The sequence below is a fragment of the Flavobacterium tegetincola DSM 22377 genome (assembly GCF_000425485.1).
GTDB classification, from domain to species: Bacteria; Bacteroidota; Bacteroidia; order Flavobacteriales; family Flavobacteriaceae; genus Flavobacterium; species Flavobacterium tegetincola.
Window position 1 is genome coordinate 123049 of the sequence record NZ_AUDN01000021.1, and the last position, 22427, is coordinate 145475.

The 22427-nt window shown below is 35.7% G+C and carries 14 protein-coding genes and 1 rRNA gene; 5 read left to right on the top strand and 10 right to left on the bottom strand.

The window, feature by feature from the left end:
- Positions 1-4: 4 nt before the first annotated feature.
- The 9 genes from H602_RS0105270 to porU all read right to left on the bottom strand — a co-directional run bounded on the left by H602_RS0105270 (position 5) and on the right by porU (position 12378).
- Positions 5-1069 (bottom strand): mannose-1-phosphate guanylyltransferase, encoded by a 1065-nt coding sequence (locus H602_RS0105270; RefSeq protein WP_035758963.1) that lies wholly within the window; start codon positions 1067-1069, stop codon positions 5-7.
- Positions 1070-1159: 90 nt separating this feature from the next.
- On the bottom strand, positions 1160-1762 hold the full coding sequence (locus tag H602_RS0105275) for a SprT-like domain-containing protein (protein ID WP_026977082.1): 603 nt from the start codon (positions 1760-1762) through the stop codon (positions 1160-1162).
- Positions 1763-1911: 149 nt separating this feature from the next.
- On the bottom strand, positions 1912-2589 hold the full coding sequence (locus H602_RS0105280; RefSeq protein ID WP_026977083.1) for an SDR family NAD(P)-dependent oxidoreductase: 678 nt from the start codon (positions 2587-2589) through the stop codon (positions 1912-1914).
- 251 nt (positions 2590-2840) lie between these two features.
- Positions 2841-3827, bottom strand: coding sequence for a M28 family peptidase (locus H602_RS0105285; RefSeq protein ID WP_026977084.1), 987 nt, complete (start codon positions 3825-3827; stop codon positions 2841-2843).
- Positions 3828-3916: 89 nt separating this feature from the next.
- The gene (locus H602_RS0105290) at positions 3917-5593 is read right to left on the bottom strand and encodes a pyruvate dehydrogenase complex dihydrolipoamide acetyltransferase (protein ID WP_026977085.1); all 1677 of its coding nucleotides are present in this window, start codon (positions 5591-5593) and stop codon (positions 3917-3919) included.
- 5 nt (positions 5594-5598) lie between these two features.
- Positions 5599-6597, bottom strand: coding sequence for a pyruvate dehydrogenase (acetyl-transferring) E1 component subunit alpha (pdhA, locus tag H602_RS0105295; protein WP_026977086.1), 999 nt, complete (start codon positions 6595-6597; stop codon positions 5599-5601).
- Between the two features lie 150 nt (positions 6598-6747).
- Positions 6748-7230 carry a cytidine deaminase gene (locus tag H602_RS0105300; protein ID WP_026977087.1) on the bottom strand — a complete coding sequence of 161 codons (483 nt, stop codon included), beginning with the start codon at positions 7228-7230 and terminating at the stop codon, positions 6748-6750.
- A gap of 90 nt (positions 7231-7320) precedes the next feature.
- Complete coding sequence (porV, locus tag H602_RS0105305; protein WP_026977088.1) at positions 7321-8496, bottom strand: type IX secretion system outer membrane channel protein PorV; 1176 nt, start codon at positions 8494-8496, stop codon at positions 7321-7323.
- Between the two features lie 42 nt (positions 8497-8538).
- On the bottom strand, positions 8539-12378 hold the full coding sequence (gene porU, locus H602_RS0105310) for a type IX secretion system sortase PorU (protein WP_026977089.1): 3840 nt from the start codon (positions 12376-12378) through the stop codon (positions 8539-8541).
- Positions 12379-12590: 212 nt separating this feature from the next.
- Between porU and gldJ the strand changes: the two genes are divergently transcribed.
- From gldJ to H602_RS0105335, 5 genes are all read left to right on the top strand, one after another.
- A complete protein-coding gene (gldJ, locus tag H602_RS0105315) occupies positions 12591-14285 on the top strand; it encodes a gliding motility lipoprotein GldJ (RefSeq protein ID WP_026977090.1) in 1695 nt (564 codons plus the stop codon).
- A 70-nt stretch (positions 14286-14355) separates the two neighbouring features.
- Complete coding sequence (locus H602_RS0105320) at positions 14356-15639, top strand: UDP-N-acetylmuramoyl-tripeptide--D-alanyl-D-alanine ligase (RefSeq protein WP_026977091.1); 1284 nt, start codon at positions 14356-14358, stop codon at positions 15637-15639.
- Positions 15640-16939: 1300 nt separating this feature from the next.
- Positions 16940-18610, top strand: a complete 1671-nt coding sequence (locus H602_RS0105325; RefSeq protein WP_026977092.1) for a peptidase domain-containing ABC transporter — start codon at positions 16940-16942, stop codon at positions 18608-18610.
- Positions 18603-19955 (top strand): HlyD family secretion protein, encoded by a 1353-nt coding sequence (locus H602_RS0105330; RefSeq protein ID WP_026977093.1) that lies wholly within the window; start codon positions 18603-18605, stop codon positions 19953-19955. Before H602_RS0105325 ends, H602_RS0105330 begins: the two co-directional genes overlap by 8 nt.
- Before the next feature lie 127 nt (positions 19956-20082).
- Positions 20083-21348 (top strand): TolC family protein, encoded by a 1266-nt coding sequence (locus H602_RS0105335; RefSeq protein ID WP_245574916.1) that lies wholly within the window; start codon positions 20083-20085, stop codon positions 21346-21348.
- A gap of 818 nt (positions 21349-22166) precedes the next feature.
- Here the strand turns inward: H602_RS0105335 and rrf are convergent.
- Positions 22167-22275: ribosomal RNA gene (gene rrf, locus H602_RS0105345) — 5S ribosomal RNA — on the bottom strand.
- Between the last annotated feature and the right edge of the window lie 152 nt (positions 22276-22427).

Consider the following 22427-nt stretch of genomic DNA (forward strand, 5'->3'; position numbering starts at 1 on the left):
AGTGCTAACTTACATCATTTACCTGAGTTATCAGTAATTTTATTTCTTGTTCTTTTGCTTTTGGGTAAATTAGTAAAACGTCGTTGTGATCTACAATGATGTAATCGTGTAATCCGTCTACAATGATCAACTTTCCCGTATCGCTTCTGATGATGTTATTGGAAGCGTTTTCTAAAATTACTTTAGAATTTACTACCGCATTTTTTTGAGCGTCTTTAGGTAATTTTTCATGCAATGAACCCCAAGTTCCCAAATCATTCCAATCAAAACGGGCGGGTAAAACATAAACGTTGTCTGCATCTTCCATCACAGCGTAATCAATGGAAATATTTTCGGCTAGTGCATAATTATTAGTGATAAATTCATTTTCAAATTCCGTATTATACGTCGGAATTCCTTCTGAAAACAAAGCAAGAAGTTGCGGCTGAAAATTTTCAAATGCCTTCAAAACGGAGCGGATGCTCCAAATAAAGATTCCTCCGTTCCATAAGAAATTTCCACTTGCTAGAAACTTTTTAGCCGTTTCATAATCTGGTTTTTCGCGAAACTGTTTTACCTTTTTAACTTGATCGATATCTTCTTTATCAAATTCAATATAACCAAAACCAGTGTTCGGAAATGTAGGTTTAATACCCAACGTCATTAAAGCATCTTCCTTCTCACAAAAATCAAAAGCGGTTTGTAAATCTTCAATAAATGCCGCTTCGTCTTCAATCCAATGATCGCTTGGTGCCACAACTACAACTGCATCAGGATTTAATTTCTGAATTTTTAAAGTGGCATATAAAATACAAGGTGCTGTATTTCGCATGGCAGGTTCCAGCAAAATTTGGTTGGAGTTTACCATCGGTAATTGTTCCAAAACCAAATCATTATATTTTTCATTGGTCAAAATCAGAATATTTTCAGCAGGAATTAATTGTTCCAACCTTGAAAATGTTTTTTGCAGAAGCGTAATGCCGCAGCCCAACATATCGTGAAATTGCTTTGGAAATTCAACCGTACTAACCGGCCAAAACCGCGAACCAACGCCACCAGCCATAATTATTGCATAATAATTGCTATTCATTTTCAAATTTTAAAATTAAAATCCTTGATCAAGGACGCTGTATTTCTAACTAAGCAAATATAAGTATTCTTACTCAAATTTGTCTCGTATTTACGAGGGTTTCAGCAACTCCACCTCTGCATTAGGGTTGAATAAAAAAACCCTTCCTGAACTTACTTCCGTACATTCATATCGCTTGACGCGCACAATCCCTTTTTTAAAAACTTTTCCATTGTGAATCCTAAAAATACTCCCCACGGGAAGACTAAAAACAAAATGATTGTCGTTTGGTTTATCAAAATATTTCAATGCCAAAGCTAATTTTGCATCGGTATCACTACTTGCTGTTGGATTTTTAAAATGTCGTGCCAAAAGTGGCAACAATTGTTTTGGAAAAATCTCCGGTCGAATAAAAGGGATCATTAATCGCTGAAAACTGTATTTCCACTCCTGACCGTGGGGTTTGATACCGCGTCCAAAATTTTCAAAAGCCACCAAATGTGCAATTTCATGAACTAGCGTAATCAGAAATTTGTATTGATTCAGATTGGAATTGACTGTGATTTCATGATTGCCCGAAGGTCCACGGCGGTAATCACCATGTCGAGTTACACGTTCGTGTACAATTTTTAAGTGCACTTGATTGGACACAATCAACTCAAAAATTGGCTTTACGGAATGCTCAGGAATATATTTTGATAGGGTTTCATTCATTTTTGATTCTCGAAAATCTCTTTAGTACATTTCAAAACGTTCTCCATGTTCACGGTTTGAAAATACTACGTTAGACTTAAAATAATGTAAAACTATTCATGGTTTTCAATTATCCGATGCGTTCGAGCAATTGAAAATCTCATTTCAAATTACGGCGTTGAACTGGATACTTGCAGCACTTTCCCGTTAAAGAATTTATTTCCTGTTAACGAAAAGTCCATAATGTAATCTGCCATTTCTGAAGCAGATAACGGTGCTTGATAACCCGGAAATGCCTCTGCCAACATTTCTGTCTGCACCGAACCCAACGCTAAAACATTGAACGAAATTCCTTGCTCTTTGTATTCTTCAGATAGTAATTCGGCCAGCGTAATTACCGCACCTTTACTAGAACTGTAGGCCGAAAGTCCAGCAAATTTCATACTTCCTTGAATACCTCCCATAGAACTAATCGTTACCACATGACTTCCTTTTTTCAAATAAGGCAAGGCAATTTGCGTAAGCGACACAATCCCGAAAACATTTACTTCATATATTTTTCTAAAATCCTCCACACTCGTTGCTGCAAAAGGCTTGTTGATAATTGCACCTGCATTATTAATAATAACGTCGACTTGGCTCCAAGTAGCGCTTAAAAAACTAGTGATTTTTTGCAATTCCTCTTCTTTAGATAAATCTACAGAAAGACACGTTACATTTTCGTGTTGTGCTAAAACTGTATCTATTTTTCTGGAAATTGCCAAAACATCGTGTCCTTCGTTGGCAAATTTCAACGCCAATTCATTTCCAATTCCTCTACTCGTTCCGGTAATAATAATATTTTTCATTTTGTAATTTAATTTAGAAGCACATCAGCGCTCTTTCTTTTAACCCTATTCCCGCTTTCCTTCCACCTCTTTTTTAGTGCCATTGGCTACAGCCAACAGCATTAAAAAAGGATGTTCCCTCCAATCGGGGCTAGAAAACATTCTTTCGGCTTCTTTTATTCTTTTAGATTTTAGAACATTCTAATAATCTACGTCTATACACTATATTTTTTAATCTATTTGTTCTTCTATCTTTTGCACTTGCAGAAAATCTACTTCAGCAGAATCTCCTTGGCCTCTGAATTGGTCATTTGTTCTACAACTGGCAAAACATCCTGAATAAAACGCGTCATGTGTGGAACATCCATTTGAGCAAATTCGTCTTTTACGTGATGATAATAGTCAAAGTTTTTAAAATCAAAAGTCGACACGGTTTGGCACGGCACGTTAAACTCTTTAAAAAACGGAAAGTTATCCGAACGCATGAACAGTTGGTATTGAAATTCCATTGGTAAATAACCCACTAATTTTTTTCCCGCATATTCATTGATCTTCGCAGCCATATTGGATTTACTGAAACCAGTAATATAAGCAGAATAGTCTGCTTCCATAGGAACGCCAATCATTTCAAAGTTCAACATGCTGTATAAATTAATAGTGCTCTTTTTCAATTTAGCCGAAAGGTGGAATGATCCCAATAAACCTGTTTCTTCAGCGGCAAAGAATGCAATTATAATGCTCCGTTTGTTTGTTTTATTTGCTCCATAATACTTCGCTAATTCCGCAACAGCAGTTACGCCAGAAGCATCGTCATTTGCACCATTATTAATAAAATCACCATCAACTCCTTTTTGTGAAACTCCAATATGATCATAATGGGCTCCTAAAATCACATACTCCTTTTTTAAAACGGGATCGTTACCTTCAATTACACCTACAATATTAAATGTAGTGCCTTGAAAATTAGTTAATGTATCACGATAATTTTTAAAATAGGGCTTAACGTTGTACTGTTTCAATAAATCAGCCAGGTAATCTGCCGCTTTGTTAAGCCCTTCCGTTCCTGATTCCCTACCTTGCATATCATCTGCAGAAAGTGTTTTCAACGTCTTAGCCACGCTGGACTCTTCCACTTTATACGATACTGTTTTGCTATCAATTGCACTATTTACACTTGTGCTACTAGGAGCCGTTTCTGATACGGGAGTAGATTTACAACCTAAAAAAACAACAACGAATAAAAAATAAATATACCTCATAATTAGAAATTTGATTGCTAAAATAAACAAAAATCCCGTCTCGTGGTATAAACGAGACGGGATTTATATAGTAAAAATCAGCGGAGTGCTTATGCAAGCATTGTAACTGGATTTTCCATGTATTGTTTTAGTGTTTGTAAGAACTGAGCTCCTGTAGCACCATCAACTGTTCTGTGGTCGCATGCCAACGTTAGCATCATTGTATTTCCTACAACAATTTGTCCATTTTTAACAATCGGTTTTTCTACAATCGCTCCAACAGATAAAATTGCTGAATTCGGTTGGTTGATAATCGAAGTAAATTCGGTAATTCCAAACATACCCAAATTAGAAACTGTAAATGTACTTCCTTCCATTTCGGCAGGTTGTAGTTTTTTATTTTTAGCTCTTCCAGCCAAATCTTTTACACTTCCACCAATTTGAGTCAATGACATCAAATCAGTAAATTTAAGTACAGGCACTACCAATCCGTCTTCCACAGCTACCGCAACACCAATATTCACGTGGTGATTGATGATAGTTGCTTCGTCTTTCCATTGCGAATTTACTTTTGGATGTTTTTTCAACGCCATTGCCGAAGCTTTAATCACTAAATCATTAAACGATACTTTAGTATCAGGCAATGCATTAATTACGCTTCTTGACTGCATTGCATCATCCATAGTTACTTCAATTTTCAAGTAATAATGAGGTGCTGTAAATTTTGATTCAGACAGACGTTTTGCGATTATCTTACGCATTTGCGAGTTCTTAACTTCCTCTATCGCTACTTCTCCTGCAGGAACTACCATTTTTGGAGTTGCTGCTTGAGGTTGCGACTGAGCTGGAGCTGAAGCCGCACTAGATTCTGAAGCAGTTGCTGCTTTTTCCTCTTTTTTAGCTGGAGCAAATTGTTCTACATCGCTTTTTACGATACGCCCATTTTCCCCTGAACCTTTAACGTCATTTAAATTAATACCTTTTTCCTCAGCAATTTTTTTAGCCAAAGGAGAAGCAAAAATTCGACCTGAAGTATTATTTGAAGCAACCGGAGTTGCACCTGCAGTTTCTTTATTTTCAGAAATTTCTTCTTTTGAATCTTCTTCCTTAGTATCCGCTGACTTTGAACCTTCGTTAGAAAAATTTCCAGTTACACTGGAAACGTCCGTTCCTTCAGGTCCGATGATTGCTAAAAGACTATCCACAGGAGCAGTTTCTCCTTCTTGAATACCAATGTGCAATAATGTTCCTGCATTGAAAGACTCAAATTCCATCGTTGCTTTATCTGTCTCAATTTCAGCTAAAATATCACCTTCGCTGATTTTGTCGCCTACTTTTTTCAACCAAGTTGCCACAGTTCCGTCTGTCATTGTATCACTCAAACGAGGCATTGTTACTACAACAACCCCTTTTGGTAATTCAGATGATTTAGCTTCAGTAGATTTTACCTCCGATTTTGCATCTTCAGTTTTAACTTCTGACTCCTTAGTATCATCTGCTTTATCTTGAGACTCGGATTTTCCTTTGATTAATTCCGAAACATCTTCGCCTTCTTTTCCAATAATTGCTAAAAGAGCATCCACGGGAGCGGTATCTCCTTCTGGAATTCCAATGTACAATAAAGTTCCTGAATTGAATGACTCAAATTCCATGGTTGCTTTATCGGTTTCAATTTCGGCTAAAATATCTCCTTCGCTAATTTTATCGCCCACTTTTTTAAGCCAAGTAGCCACAGTTCCTTCTGTCATTGTATCGCTTAAGCGAGGCATTGTTATTACTGTTGCCATATTGATTATAATTTATGAGGGATGAAAGGATAATCTTTTTGTTCGTAAACCACATCATACAATTGACTGGCATCTGGAAAATCAGATTCCTCTGCAAAAGTTACACATTCTTCGACCAATTCTTTTACACGTTCGTCCATCGCTTCAATTTCCGCTTCAGTTGCGTAGTTGTTTTCTTTAATCACGTCTAAAACTTGTGTAATAGGATCGATTTTTTTGTACTCTTCTACTTCATCTTTCGTACGGTATAGTTGCGCATCAGACATCGAGTGTCCTCTGTAACGGTATGTTTTCATTTCTAAAAATGTAGGTCCGTCGCCTCTACGTGCTCTGTCAATAGCTTCAGACATTGCTTCGGCTACTTTTACAGGATTCATTCCGTCTACTGGTCCACAAGGCATTTCATATCCTAAACCTAGTTTCCAAATATCGGTATGGTTAGCAGTTCGTTCTACTGAAGTACCCATTGCATATCCGTTATTTTCAACGATAAAAACAACAGGTAATTTCCACAACATGGCCATATTAAAAGCTTCATGTAATGAACCTTGACGTGCTGCTCCATCACCAAAATAGGTTAAAGTTACACCGTCTCTTCCAAAATATTTATCTGCAAAGGCCATTCCAGCACCTACAGGAATTTGAGCTCCTACGATTCCGTGACCGCCAAAAAACCCTTTTTCTTTAGAAAAAATATGCATAGAACCACCCATTCCTTTGGAAGTTCCTGTCTTTTTCCCCATCAATTCTGCCATTACGGCTCTTGGATCTACACCCATTCCGATTGGCTGAACGTGGTTTCTATATGCAGTGATCATTTTATCTTTACCCAATTCCATAGCATGCAAAGCACCTGCTAAGACTGCTTCTTGACCGTTATATAAGTGAAGAAATCCTCTAACTTTTTGCTGGATGTAAAGTGCAGCCAATTTATCCTCAAACTTTCTCCAAAACAGCATGTCTTCATACCATTTTAAATAAACTTCTTTTGTAATTTCTTTCATTTGAATTTTACTTTTGCTTATTGTTGACGTGATTTATCTCAACTACTTCGTTATAGTTTACTCACACTTATATCGTCTTGTAGTAATCGAACGCAAAAATAAGACATTCCAAGTAAGAAGTAAAATTTAATGTAGTCTTTTTGGTTTTATTTACAAGAACTTTTTATCAAACATGAATGGCAACAAGTTTCGCAATGAATCGGACTGATACACTGGACCGCTTTCACCCATAAAAAAGATTTCAATAGGTGCTTCCTGCCTGATCTCATATTCCGCAATCGATTGCCTGCATGAACCGCATGGAGGAATGGGCTCTACAACTGGTTTTTCATCTGCAGTGGCAGAAATGGCCATTTTTAAAATTTTAGCTTCAGGAAATAAAGCGCCTGCTTGAAAAATAGCAACACGTTCTGCACAAAGTCCTGATGGGTAAGCTGCATTTTCTTGATTGGAACCCAAAACTACCTCATTATTATCAAGTAAGATAGCACAACCCACGCGGAATTTTGAATAAGGAGCATAAGCCGTTTTACGAATAGCGATGGCCTTATCCATAAGAATTTGCGCTTCGGAAGGCAATTCAGTTTGGGCATCAAAAACCAAAAAGTTGGTAGTTATAGTAATATTTTTCATAGCAGCTTCTAAATTTAACTGGGGAATTTATTGGAAAAAAAATCCAAATTCAATCAAGAATTTGGATTTAAAATGAGTTATAGAAAACGATTAATACTCGTCGTATTTGTCGCCAAAATTAAATGATAATGAAAAACGTAGTGTGTTTTCTAACGGACTTCTAACTTTTGAAGCAGAGAACAAATAGGACACATCAATTTTAACCACATTGTATTTAAATCCCGCTCCTAAAGAAAAGAACTGTCGCGCCCCTTTTTCTGGGTTTTCATGGAAATATCCTGCACGAAGTGCAAAGGAATCTTGGTATAAATACTCTGTTCCAACTGAGTAGGTCAACTCTTGTAATTCCTCTGAAAAACCTCCTGGTGCATCGCCAAATGATTTAAAAATTCCTGGAGCCCATCCAATTCTTCTGTAATCGTCATTTGCTTGCGTTCGTTCTTCAGAAGTAATTACACCATCGCCATCAAGATCTGGATTTTGAGGTGTAGGAACTAATAATTTAGTTACCTCTAAATTCAAAGATACTTTATTATAATCATCAAGTATGAAGTCAAATCCTGTACCAACTCTTAAATTAGCTGGAATAAAATTAGTACTCAAATCATCATTATCATAACTGATCTTTGGACCCACATTTTGAATATTAAAACCCGCTCTCCAACGTCCGTTGAAATTATCGTATGCTATTTCTTCTGATTGGTAGAAACCCGCTAAATCTACAGCAAAAGTACTGGCTGGTTTTGCATCTCCCACATCGCTCGCAATTTGCAACGACGAACGAATGTACCTTCCGGCAACTGCCATCGAGAAGCGATCGCTTAATTTTAGCGCGTAAGATCCGTCTAAAGCAAATTCATTAGGATTAACTGTATTTACTACTTCATCAGGATCATCCGTTTGACGTAAGTCTATGTTTCCTAATCCAAAAAATCGGATACTTCCGGCAAAAGCACTTCGTTCATTAATTCTATTGAAATACGTAGCCTGACCCAGTGAAATATCATTGACCAAATTAATTAAATACGGCGTATAACTAACCGAAAAACCTTGCTTGTCTAACGAAAACGCGTATTTAGCGGGGTTATACTGTTGTGAGTAAGCATCTGTGGAAGTGGCCACACCTTGATCTGCCATACCTGCCGATCTTGCATCTGCTGCAATCAATAGGAAAGGAACTCCTACACCTACTACCTTACTGTATTCTTGAGACCAAGATTGCTGTATAAAAAACAAACTAATGACTACTATTAAACTTTTATTCATGCTGCATTTTTAAAAAAATAATTAAACAAATATAATATATTATTAAAGTATAACAAGTTTCTCGAACTTTTCTGTCTTTTTATTTGTCAACGTAGACTTAACGGTCAACTTATAAACGTAAACTCCTTTTCCAATTTTGTCTCCAAAATCATCTCGACCATCCCATGTAATTTCTCTGGACAAAAACCCTTCGGTAGTAATGAGTTGATTTTTAGTCCAAACTACTTTGCCCGTTACCGTCATTACTTGCACTTGAACTTCTAACGGCTCAAAAGGTCTATTGTGCGTGAACCAAAATTGAGTATAACTCACAAAAGGGTTTGGATAATTCAACACGTTTGTCAAAGTTAAGGATTCATCTCCCACCACTAGAAACTGAATTTCTGTTGAAATCGGATTATTATATACGTCCCAAGCTTTAAAAGTTAACGTATGCAATCCTTTTTCAAGATTTCTAAACGGAAACTTCACACGGCCTCTTTTATAATTATCTAAATCAGTTTCATAATAATCCGTCACTAAATACGGATTACTTTCGTCTCCATCCAAAATAGCAATCATGTCGTGACCAATTCCACTTGCCGTATTCATTCCATTTTCGTCTTCCAAAATAGCCAATAAAATAGGCGACTCATTTGTAATACCACCAGAAACAAACGATTCATCGTTCATGTACAACTTAACGGTTGGCGGCGTTGTATCTGCCACGGCATTTTCATTAATTCCACCTACCTTTATATCGGTATTGATTCCCGTTTGATCCAAAAGTGCATTCGTCTTTTTGGCATAAAAACTCATTCGTCCATTTCCAAGAGGCACGCGGATATCACGCGGCACGACAAAATTAAATTCGAAATTACCATTTGTCACGTTTGCATTTCCTCTAAAAATGGTTTCTCCTAATGAAACAAAAGGCATTGTTTGAGCGGTTGTAAATGGATTGTCATTAACCATAGCCTCTACTCCATCGTTTCTCAAGGTATTTCTAGAAATATTTTTATCAAAAACCGTCACAGCCAAGGCACCATTATAACCGTTAAGCGGAATGTTATTTTGATCTACCACTTGTCCCGTCACTTTCATCACTCCTAAAGATTTAAAATCATCAAAAGCTCCAGTAATTGGCATGTCGTTCACTTTTGTCAAAATAACTTTCGGCTTTGCAATTGCTAGAAACAATGCCGGATCTCCAATATAAACTACGACATTACTGTTCATTTGGTTTTTTGCCAATCGTAAAGCTTCCGCTATTGACACATAAGCACTTCCATCGTAAGAAAACAAATATTTTGCTAAAACAGGATTAAACACTTGCGCTTCACCTTGACCAATGGACCTAACCGTAGTAATCATTGAAATAGCTCCACCTTGCGGATTGAGGTAAGTAATTTCGCCACCCGTCTGTTTGTACGGATTGTCAAAACGGGAAAAGTCGCACGTTATTGTTATAAATAAAGGATACTTATATTGATTTCTCAAATTTTCTCCATCTGCTTTTTCCCAAATTCGTTCGTCTGCCAGACCGTCTTCGCCACCGTGTCCTAGATAATTAAAAACGAGAGCTCCTTTTTCAAAAGCATCAAACATATCCGTTCTCGCTTTTGGATATCGTGCGCCACCTCCAGCAACTTCTTGTATGTAAGAATCTAAAAGAATTTTGTTGACATTCAAAAATGGCTTCTGTGTGCCAATTTCATCTCCCAGTTTATTTTGAAAATACTGCAACTGCTTGTCGCCATCTTTTTCCGCACTTGGATCATCACCGATGAAAATCAAATTATTTCGCCAACTTCCGTAGGATTTTAAATCGTGGTAATCAATAATTTTATTGACCATATCATCTGCTTCTTTAGCATCAGATGCAATGATTCTACCTACAGCAATGTCCAGTCCGCTTCCATTTGAATTGACACCTTCATTAAGATCCATCAGTCCGAAAAAATCGTCCGAACAGAAAGAAGCAGGTCCAGCACTTCTACTTTCCAAAGCTTGAAAAATGGGTACTACATTGGTATTATTAGGAATTCTATCTTTAAAATCAAAGGACGCTGCACCAAAGAGATTGAGGTACTTTACTCGGTTTTCGGGTATAGAGGCATTTTGATACACGTACTTTACAAAATTCCGAATAGCGCCAATATCTTGTTTGCCCGAACAAAATTCAGTATAAATATTTTCCAAATGAACCACCTTTACGTTCATTCCAGAATTAGAACGGTGGAACGCTGCCAACTTTTCTGCAGCACTATTTAAAAATTTAGGGGTAACAATTAAATAATCAATATCTTGAAATTGACCTTGCGCATTTTTAAAAATCGTGCCTTTTATATTTTGGTTTACAACTTTTGCATTTGAATCCCTCTTTGGAGTAAAATAATCCTGAGAATCCACGGCAATGTATTTTCGAACCTCTCCCAATTCAGCTGTAAATGAAAAATTACTTGCGTTATCATTGGTTACTTTTCTTACATTATATATATCTGTAATATCCCAAACTTGGGCAATTGATGCTGAAGTTGAAAATTGGTAAGTTCCAAAACCAATTATTGTTGCCGCATCATTGTACTGAAAACGATATTGCTTTCCAAAACCTGACAAATTCGCCTTCCCTTTTATGGTTATAAAGTCCAAATATGCTTTAGCGCTAGGAACTCCGCTGTTATTATAATTGAGCTTAACCGCAATATTTGCTGCAGCAGGAGCTGAAAAATTCTTACTATCCAATGCAAAACCTTCATCAGCTGCAGTTCCTAATCCCGCAAAATTCAGCATTCCAGAATCTGCGGCATTGATTTTAACACTCATCGAAGAATTACTTAGCGAAGCTGCAGCCGCAATTACTTGAATTTCTAACGGAGCCGTTGTGCTGAAATTAGGCATACTAAAGTTAAAAGTCTGCTCATTGTTAAAATTAAAAGCATCGCCGAACCATCTTCTGCCCAAACGCACAATGTTGGTCAAATCTCTTTCGTAAAAGTCAAACGAATCATAGGTAGTAATCGTTGTTGAACTTGAAATAATATCAGGCATCACTTCCATTCTTTTTCCCAATCCACCTTGAGCGGTAATGTAATAATAGGATTTAGTATCGTATAAGTTTAAGTGTGTAAAATTTTCCTCACTCCAGTTGTCCATTCCTTCGGCGTAAAATAAAATATAATCTGCATCATCAAAACTACCATCTTCTTCTCCTATAATTTGAATAGCATTTTCTTCTAAATCTGCAGGATAATCCACCGCATTACTCAAAGGAATCATCCTTCCTCCATTACCATATATCTTAATGCTTCGCGGATTTACGCTATTTACATTAAAACCTATTTGCTGCAAAAATGATTTTGATATTTTATAAGCGCCTGATTTTTCGACATAGAAGCGATACCAATCGCCATTTGACAGCACTGAATTAGAAATTCCGGTGAAACCTCCTCTTCCAGCCAAATTTGGTAAATTCCCTCCTTCTAAATTGTATTCAAAAGACTTTACTCTTTGATAACCCGATGCAGTCTTTAAGATAGGTGCAAAAGAAATTTGAGCGAAGGAATCATATCGTGCATTAACATTTGCAACTTTTGACACTAGAGAACTTTGCATTTTAGCAGGATCTACATCACCTAACGAATTGATATTTTCGTAAACTACATTAAAAATCCGCAAAGAGGATTCATTTATTGGTCCCGAAGTCGGAATATTAACTCGAAATTCAAGCGTCCTATTGACCTCATTAAAGAAGTAATTTTCTGGATTGAATTGCGGCAAAACATACTTATATTCCCCTACTGCGTAAGTAGAAGACTCTTTCCAATCAATTACAAATGCTCCGTTAACCTGGGCATTTGCGAAGATTGAAACAAATAGGAGTAAAAAAAAGATTTTTTTCATTGTATTTAAAAACGCTACGGGTACAAATTTATTATAGAATCGTAAAATTAATTGTTTTAGATTGTCCAAATGAATAATATTTCAATTAATTTTACGTTCTAATTCTAAACAGAAAACATTTAAATGGTTTTTTGTTATTATTTATAAAAAGTTGTTGCAAATTAAATGACAATTGTTATATTGCGCCACGAAATTTATTACCTACTCAAAGTATGAAAGTAAACAAAATTATGACGGTTAAGCTGATGTTATCATTAGCAGTAGTTGTTGGTTTTTCTAGTTGTAGCAAGAATTCCAGCTCAAAAAATGCCTCATCTGCTACAGGGTGGAAAATCAACGATAAAAAAGGGGGTTTCCAATTTAATACGAACTACAAGAAGCAGCAAGCTGCTCCTGGTACCGTGTTAGTAGAAGGCGGAACATTTACGATGGGTAAAGTGCAAGATGATGTGATGCATGATTGGAACAATACTCCATCTCAACAACACGTTCAATCCTTTTACATGGACGAAACAGAGGTAACTAATGCAATGTATGCAGAGTACCTTTATTGGACAAAAACAGTTTTCCCTCCTACTGAGGAAAATTATAAAAACATCTATGACGGAGTTCTTCCAGATACATTAGTTTGGAGAAACCGATTAGGATATGCTGAAATCTACACCAATAATTACTTGAGACATCCAGCTTATGCTTACTATCCTGTAGTAGGAGTTAATTGGATTCAAGCAAGTGAATTTGCAAAGTGGAGAACAGACCGTGTCAATGAAGCTAATTTAGAGAAGGAAGGCTACTTGAAAAGGGATGCAAAAATCAACGATATTTCAGCTGAAAGTACATTTAGCACCGAAACGTATATCAATACGCCTGCAAAAGCATTTGGTGGAAACGAAGAGATTGTTCTTAAAGGTAAAAACGGAAGAGCTAAAGCTGGTAAAGCTGGTTCTGATGGTGTAGCAAAAGAAGCTACAAACGTTTATGCAACAAGAAGTTCTGGAATAATTAGTCCAGAATACAGATTACCTACTGAAGCTGAATGGGAATATGCAGCAGCTTCCAATGTTGGAAATAGAGAATACAACTTATACCAAGGACAAAAGAAATATCCTTGGGCAGGTTCTTACACGAGAAGTGGTAAGAGAAAAGTTAAAGGAGATCAATTGGCCAACTTTAAACAAGGTAAAGGAGATTACGGTGGAATTGCAGGATGGTCTGATGACGGCGCTGATATTACGAACGTAGTAAAATCGTATCCTCCAAATGACTTTGGATTATATGATATGGCTGGAAACGTTTCAGAATGGGTTGCGGATGTTTACCGTCCAATGGTTGATGATGAAGCGAATGATTTCAATTACTATAGAGGTAATATTTACACCAAAAACAAAATTGGTGAAGATGGAACTGTTGAACTAGTAACTACAGCAACTATTGCTTACGACACGTTAGCTAACGGTAAAATTGTAGCTAGAAATTTCCCTGGTCAAATAGCGCAAGTGCCAATTGATGAGAAAGAAACCTATTTGAGACAAAACTTCTCTACTAGTGACAACCGTGACTACAGAGATGGAGACCGTCAATCTACTCGTTATTTTGATTTTGGTTCAGAAGAAGAAACTGATCCTTCAAAAGATAAGAAAAGAATGTACGACTCACCTGTTCATAATGTATCTGTAGATAGTTTAGATAACATGGTAAGAAGATACGATACCTCTAATAAAAGAACAACATTGATTAATAATGATGTTCGTGTGTTCAAAGGTGGTTCTTGGAGAGACAGAGCTTACTGGTTGGATCCAGCACAAAGAAGATATTTCCCACAAGACATGTCTACTGATTATATCGGTTTCCGATGCGCAATGTCAAGCGTTGGTCCAAAATCAACTAAAAAAACTGCTAGAAATTAATATTTAGCGTTATTCAATATTTGTAAAAGCCCTTTAATTAGGGCTTTTATAGTTTTCACACCTACCTAACATGGAAATTCAATACTTACATAAATTATTTTTAGAATGCAGTTCTGTTGCAACCGATACTCGAAAAATTGAAAAGAATTCATTTTTCATTGCATTGAAAGGTGATCGGTTTGACGCCAATTCTTTTGCAAATGAGGCGCTTGATTTAGGTGCAAAATATGTAGTGATCGATGATAAAAATTTCTATAAAAACAGTCATACCCTACTTGTAAAAGATAGTCTCAGAACATTGCAAGATTTGGCTAAATATCACCGCGACTATTTAAACTTAAAAGTTATTGGATTAACCGGAAGTAACGGTAAAACAACAACCAAAGAACTGATCAATGCAGTTCTATCACAAAAATATAGCGTAAAAGCTACTGTTGGAAACTTAAATAATCATATAGGAGTACCACTTACATTACTCTCGTTTGACACGTCAACCGAAATTGGAATAGTAGAAATGGGAGCCAATCACCAAAAAGAAATTGAATTCCTTTGTGATATTGCCCAACCAGATTACGGCTATATTACTAATTTTGGCAAAGCACATTTAGAAGGTTTCGGCGGTTATGAAGGCGTTATCAAAGGCAAAAGTGAAATGTATCAATTTCTGAAAAACCAAAATGGAAAAGTATTTATAAATGCAGATGATTCAATTCAGCTTGAAAAAAGTAATGGCATTCCCGCTTTTACTTTTTCTACGAAGAGAACGGATGCTGATGTTTTCATTTCAAAAATAGAAGCAAATCCATTTGTTGCAGTCACTTTTCAGGAGGACGTTATACAGTCTCAATTGGTGGGAATTTACAACGCCAACAACATCAATGCCGCGATAACGATTGGAACCTACTTTCATGTGGACCAAAAATTGATTAAAGAAGCTATCGAAAACTATAACCCAACCAATAATCGTTCGCAACTCAGTAAAAAAGGCAGCAACCAATTGATACTTGACGCATACAACGCCAACCCAAGTAGCATGACAGTGGCATTAGAAAATTTAAGACAGATAGCAGCACCGAGAAAAATTGCTTTCTTAGGCGACATGTTTGAACTTGGCACTGAAAGTGAATCAGAACATCGAGCGCTCGTTTCCTCCATTAAAAATGATATTGAAACTACATTTTATTTCGTCGGTTCTGAATTTTACAACGTGAAAAGTGATCAAGAAAATCAATATTTTTTTGAAACTTTTGAAGATTTACAAAAATACATATCAGTTGTAGTTTTCGAAAACAGTACTATTCTCATCAAGGGATCACGAGGAATGGCTTTGGAACGCGTTGTAGATTTGCTATAATAACAAACGAGATTACTGTCAATGCTTTTTGATTATTTACAAAACAGAAGAATCTGGTTTGAGGAAACATTTACCTGCCACTGATAAATTACTTCTGATTCTTTTCAATTAATAAGATGAGTTTTCGGAAACTGCCCGCTTGAAATATACCTTTCATAATTGACCTGAGATTTTATTGAAGCGTATCCGAATCTTTACAAATTTTGCAGTTGAGCAAATCCTGCGCTTTGTTTATTTAAAGATGGTTCAAATACTATTTGACTCTCTGCTTACTGATCTAATTGACACCAAAATTTACAATTCTGAGATTGTGAAATACATTGACTTTGTCTGAGAAATTTTTTCAAAAACATTTGCATAATCATTAGTAAGGCTGTCTATTATACAAAATTCATGGGAAATTGAAGTCGGCCCAACCTGCATCGCAAGACATTAAACCTTTAGTGATTCGATTAAACTCAAAATACACAAAATACCCGCTACTTCAAGATGATTCTTTAAAGTCTGCAATGAAAAAGCAGTATTTAAGCACAATATCCCTTAATATGCTTATAATAATTTACCTGAACAACTGTTAATTATAGCGAAAATACTTCGTAACTAATAGTAAAGCTATTACATTTGCGCTATATTGATTCATTTGTAAAGTGTGTACTATCATTACTGCGGTTTGATTGCTCATATTTATAAGAAAACTTGAAAGCCTAGGATTCTATTCAAAGGTTATCAAAATAAATTTTAATATAAACGAGCAATTTGACTATGAATATTCTAAATGTTACGAGAAGGTAGTTATTATGATGAAAGTTATTATTGCCAGAAATTAGAAAATTAATTACAAATAAAAATGCTATCTACATCTTGTTATTGCACCCGAATGAATCATATAATGCTTGTTAAATTAAAAACAGTTCCAAATGCCTCCTGATACCATTCCAAGCATGTGTGAAAGTCGCCAAACTATTGCTGACAATAAAAGTAAAAGCCTTAATAACAAATCCCAATTGATTACAATTACAAGTAAAGAAATACCGACGCGAATTTTGTATATCAACGTGCTACCATTATTAAAAATGGAATTTACGCCTCTACCAATAATTTACTTGATCAGAATAGGACTGCACTACAAATATATTGCCTAATTTTAACAGTATAAAAAATTACATATTCATTCCGGCCGAAGAAATACTGCAGCGTCCTATCTTAAACACTCACATGAAACCAATAAGCGGTTGCAATTGAAACATTAGAAGAATAAATTTTCACGTCGATTTACAAAATGACTCTTAAACTACGAAATATGAATCCCACAAAGCGCTTTTTCATGTTACTTAATATGGACCGAAAGGACATCTATCAAATTTTTTTCTATGCGATATTTGCCGGTTTAGTTAGTTTATCCTTACCATTAGGAGTTCAAGCTATCATAAATTTCATCCAAAGTGGTCGCGTGAGTGTATCGTGGATTGTATTGGTCATATTTGTTGTCCTTGGTGTGGCACTCGTTGGATTTTTAGCCTTCATGCAGTTGCGCATCACAGAGAATCTGCAACAGAAAATATTTGTCCGATCTTCTTTTGAATTTGCTTATAAACTTCCGAAAATCAAGTTTGAGGATAAGTATACCAATATTTATCCACCGGAACTTGCCAATCGTTTTTTTGACACCTTAACCATTCAGAAAGGAACTTCTAAAATACTGTTGGACTTTTCATCGGCATTATTGCAAATTGGATTTGGGATCATCCTATTATCGCTCTACCATCCATTTTTTATTGTTTTTGGTCTACTACTTGTGGGTTTACTCTATTTAATCTTTAAATATTCCTATAATCCTGGGATAAAAACCAGTTTGAAAGAATCGAAGTATAAGTACGAAGTTGCGGATTGGTTGCAAGAAATAGCGCGAAATAAAAACAGTTTTCGGACTGCATCAAATTTTGATTACGCTTTAACTAAAAACGATTTAAAAGTGGGCAACTATCTGAAATACCGCGAACATCACTTTGCAATTATAAAGAGACAATTTTCCCAATTGATATTTTTCAAAATTATCATCACAGCTGGACTTTTGTTTCTTGGCGGCTATTTAGTAATAACGCAGCAAATGAACATTGGGCAATTTGTAGCCTCTGAAATTGTAATTCTATTGGTAATTAATTCTGTAGAAAAAATAATTATTGGGTTAGAAAATTTTTATGATGTTTTAACTTCGTTGGAAAAAATAGGTCAAGTAACCGACATGGAGTATGAAACAGGAAGCGAAGCTGAAGCCAATAGTTGCTATACTAATATCAGTATTGAACTTGAAAATGTCTATATGAAATTTCATGAAAGCGCAGATAATTTACTAAAGGAAATTTCGTTGCACATTTCGCCCGCAGAAAAGATAATTTTAACGGGCAAAAATGGGTCTGGAAAATCGACATTAATCCGTGTTTTAGCGGGAATTCTAGCTCCTACTTCAGGATCTATATTTGTAAATGATGATACTTTTCGAAAAGTAAACGTGTCCCAATACCGTTCTCAAATTGGAATTATTAGACAAGGTGAAACCTTATTTGAAGGAACATTATTGGAAAATATAACTTTCAATGATGCAACAGTTACAGAAGAACAAATCAGATGGGCAATTGATTCTGCCCAATTAACCGCTTACGTCAGGTCATTACCTAACGGTTTAGACACTGAAATTTTGCCCGAAGGTAACCAGCTATCCTCTTCCAATACACAAAAAATATTGATTGCAAGGAGTATTATTAAAATGCCACGCGTCCTATTTTATGAAGAACCGACCGAGAGGATGGACGATGAAATGGCCCGACAAATAATAGATTTTATTTGCGATCCAAAACAGCATTGGTCTGTAGTTGTCACCTCTACTAATCCCTATTGGAAAGAAAAAGCAACCCGAATCATTACAATGGAAAAGGGCCGAATTATAAACGATAAAAAAATAAACAATGCTTAATTTATCGGAAAATTACAATCGAAAATTGGAATCGCTGCAAACGTACCAAACGGTAAAAGGACTTAGCAATAGACCGCATTACAAAACTTTAAATAAAGTTATTGTGGGAAGTTGCATTTTTGCTGTATTGATTTTATTTGTTCCATGGACACAAAACATTTCTGGAACGGGAGCTGTAACTACCTTAAAACCCAACCAACGTCCACAAACAATTCATACCTCAATTGCTGGAAAAATGGAGAAATGGTACATTCAAGAAGGTGATTTTGTAAAAAAAGGTGATACTATATTGTTTATATCTGAGGTGAAGGAAGATTATTTTGATCCCAATTTAATGGGAAACACGCAAGATCAAGTGGATGCAAAGAAATCATCCTTAAAATCATATGGCGGAAAAGTAGGTGCCTTAGAAATGCAAATGGAACAGTTATCAAGAGAAAGAAATCTAAAATTACAACAAGCTCGAAATAAAATAAAACAAGGAATTTTAAAAATTCAAAGTGATAGCATTGATCTTGAAGCAGTAAAAACACAATTAAAAATCAGTTTGACACAATTCAATAGGTCGACAATATTGAATAAGGAGGGACTGAAACCGATGACAGACGTAGAAGAAAAGCGATTGAAATTACAAGAAGTTCAGGCAAAAATTATTACCCAAGAAAACAAATTACTAACCGCTCAGAACGAACTTTTGAATACTCAAATGGAAATAAACCGCTTGAATGCAGAGTATTCAGAGAAAATTTCAAAAGCAGACAGCGACAAATTTACAGCGTTGAGCAATCAATACGATACACAAGCGCAAGTCAATAAGTTAGAAAATCAATATGTAAATTACAGCATTAGAAACGGCATGTACTACATTACAGCTCCACAAGACGGCTATGTAAACCGTGCATTGCAATCAGGAATAGGCGAAGTAATAAAGGAAGGTACGCCTGTTGTAAGTATTATGCCCGCGAATTATGACATTGCCGTGGAAAGTTATGTTAACCCGATAGATTTGCCACTATTAAAAAAAGGAGAGCGTGTACGCGTTTGGTTTGATGGATGGCCCACTATTGTATTTTCAGGGTGGCCCGATATGTCTTACGGTACATTTGGAGGTCGCGTCGTAGCTATAGAAAATTTTATAAGCCCAAATGGAAAATACAGAATTCTTATAGCACCTGACAGCGAAGAAGCAAAATGGCCTAAACAATTGAGCATCGGTGCTGGTGCGCAAACATTAGCTCTACTAGAAACAGTTCCAATTGGTTTTGAAATATGGCGTGTATTGAACGGATTTCCACCGAATTATTATGAATCAAAAACGCGAACGGATGTTACAACTAAAAAATAGTTTAATTAAAAACATAGCTATAATTCTTCTACTATCAAGTACCGTAGCTGTCCAGGGTCAAAAATCAACTTCCAACATCCTTACCTACTCCGAATATTTGGGATATGTGAAAAAATTTCATCCCAGAATGAAACAAGCTAATATAAAAATAGCTGAAGGAGAAGCAACATTAATGAAGGCTCGAGGTGCATTTGATCCGAAAATTGAAGTTGATTATCAAAAAAAACAATTCAAAGCCACCGAATATTACTCCTTATTGAATAGTAGATTTAAAATCCCGACTTGGTATGGAATTGAAGTAAAAGCGAGTTTTGATAATGCAGAAGGCGTATATGTAAACCCGCAACTTAGCACACCAAATAGCGGTCTAACTTCTGTAGGAGTTACAATACCACTAGGACAAGGTTTGTGGATCAATGAACGAATGACGGATTTACGAAAAGGTAAATTACAAGTGCAATTATCTACAGCCGAACAAAAATTAGCAGCGATAGAAGTAGTATATGAAGCTTCAGTTGCGTATTTTGATTGGCTAAAAGCACACAATGAACTTAAATTATACCAAGATTACGTGGCTTTCGCCGAAACACGAAAGAAAGGAATAATTACATTGATTGAACAAGGTGATAAGCCTGCCATTGACAGTATTGAGGCAGGGATCATCATTAAAAGTAGAAAAATAAATCTTCAGGAAGCAGAATTAAAATTAGCAAAAGCAAAGTTAGAACTTGCTACTTTCCTGTGGATTGATAATGTACCTGTTGAACTTCAAGATACTATTGTCCCAGATGAGTCATTGCAAAATACAATTATTAATGATTTGCCATTTGATCGAATTGCAACGGCCAATGCTGCATCTGAAACTCATCCAAAAATAGTAGCATTACAGCGGAAAATTGATATACTGACTTTAGATCAAAAATTAAAAGCTAATTTGCTTTTACCAAAACTAGATGTCGGCTACTATTATCTATCTGAGCCGTCATATTTTGATAATTACAAGTGGAACGATTACAAAGTAGGTGTCAATTTTACATTCCCTCTATTTCTCAGAAAAGAACGTGGTACTTTAAATTTAGCTAAACTTAAATTACAAGACTCACAGCTGGATTTGAGTATCGAACGCTTGCAATTGGACAATAAAATAATAGCTGGGCAGACTGAGATCAGCGTATTGCAAAACCAAATTTCTATAACAAAGACGTTGATCACTGACTATACAACGATGTTAATATCTGAAGAACGTCTTTTCTCCTTTGGAGAAAGCTCTATGTTTTTAATTAATAGTCGAGAAAACAGTTTGATTTCGAGCCAAATCTCGCAGATAAACCTAGAAAATCGATATTTTAATTCCTATGCTAATTTGTTCCGAATTATGGGTATTCTTGATTAGATTATGGTATTAGATTCTCATAGTAAATAATAGCCCACTGCACATTACGAAATAGTGAAGTGCTGTAATGTTAATGAAGTATCTTAGTGAAAGATTCTATTTGAAATAAAGTCAATTACTATATTTTCCGCTGACGATCATCTATATTATGTGAATCTATGAGGTAGGTAACAGTCCATTATGCTAAAACTACGGCAAGCTTAAATCAATATCTTCTAAATTGAGCAAAAAGCTAACAAGCCTTAATTTAATACTTTATACGACTACCGTTTTCGTAGTAAGAATTGCATTATAAACGCTTTTTAAATACCACTATTTTTAAAGTACTAAAAAGCACGAAGTAGAGTCTTGATAATTAATTTTAGCTTCTTATAGTATTGCTTGCGGCAAATCCGTTAAGTAAACCATTGTAATAAACGAAGGAACCTCCACATTCATAAACAATTGTCCAACTACAGTTAATTAGACTTTTTATAAAAATGAAATTCAAAATAGTAGTTGCTAAAATAAAATCAACCAGTACTCCATTTACCATCTAAAAAGAGATAACGTACTAGTAACCAACAAGATTTAATTTTTAAAATAAATTATTCCTCAATATAATCAGAGAAATACAATACCTACGAGCACTATTTAAACAAAAGTAGCCTCATTTTATGGAGACTTTGATAAAAATTATAACAGTGTTCGAGTAAAGGAAGGCGATGAGCCCCGATAGCTATCAGCGTTAACACAAAACTATACTATTTTACAAAACAAAAAACCCTTATCCGCAAGGATAAGGGTTTTTAAAGATCCTAAAATAAATTCAGGATAAAGAAAGGCGACGACATACTCTCCCACAAATTGCAGTACCATCTGCGCAGGCGGGCTTAACTTCTCTGTTCGGGATGGGAAGAGGTGAGCCCCGCCGCAATAACCACCTTAAGTCGTTTTGCAAGGGGTCCCGATAAGTTCGGGAACAATTACATAATATCTTAACATACTGAGATAAAGAAAATTTAATATATTCAATGAAGAACTAGAAAGCTCTCTCCCGATAACCGAGGTTATCGGGAAAAATGTGTACATAAGCTTAT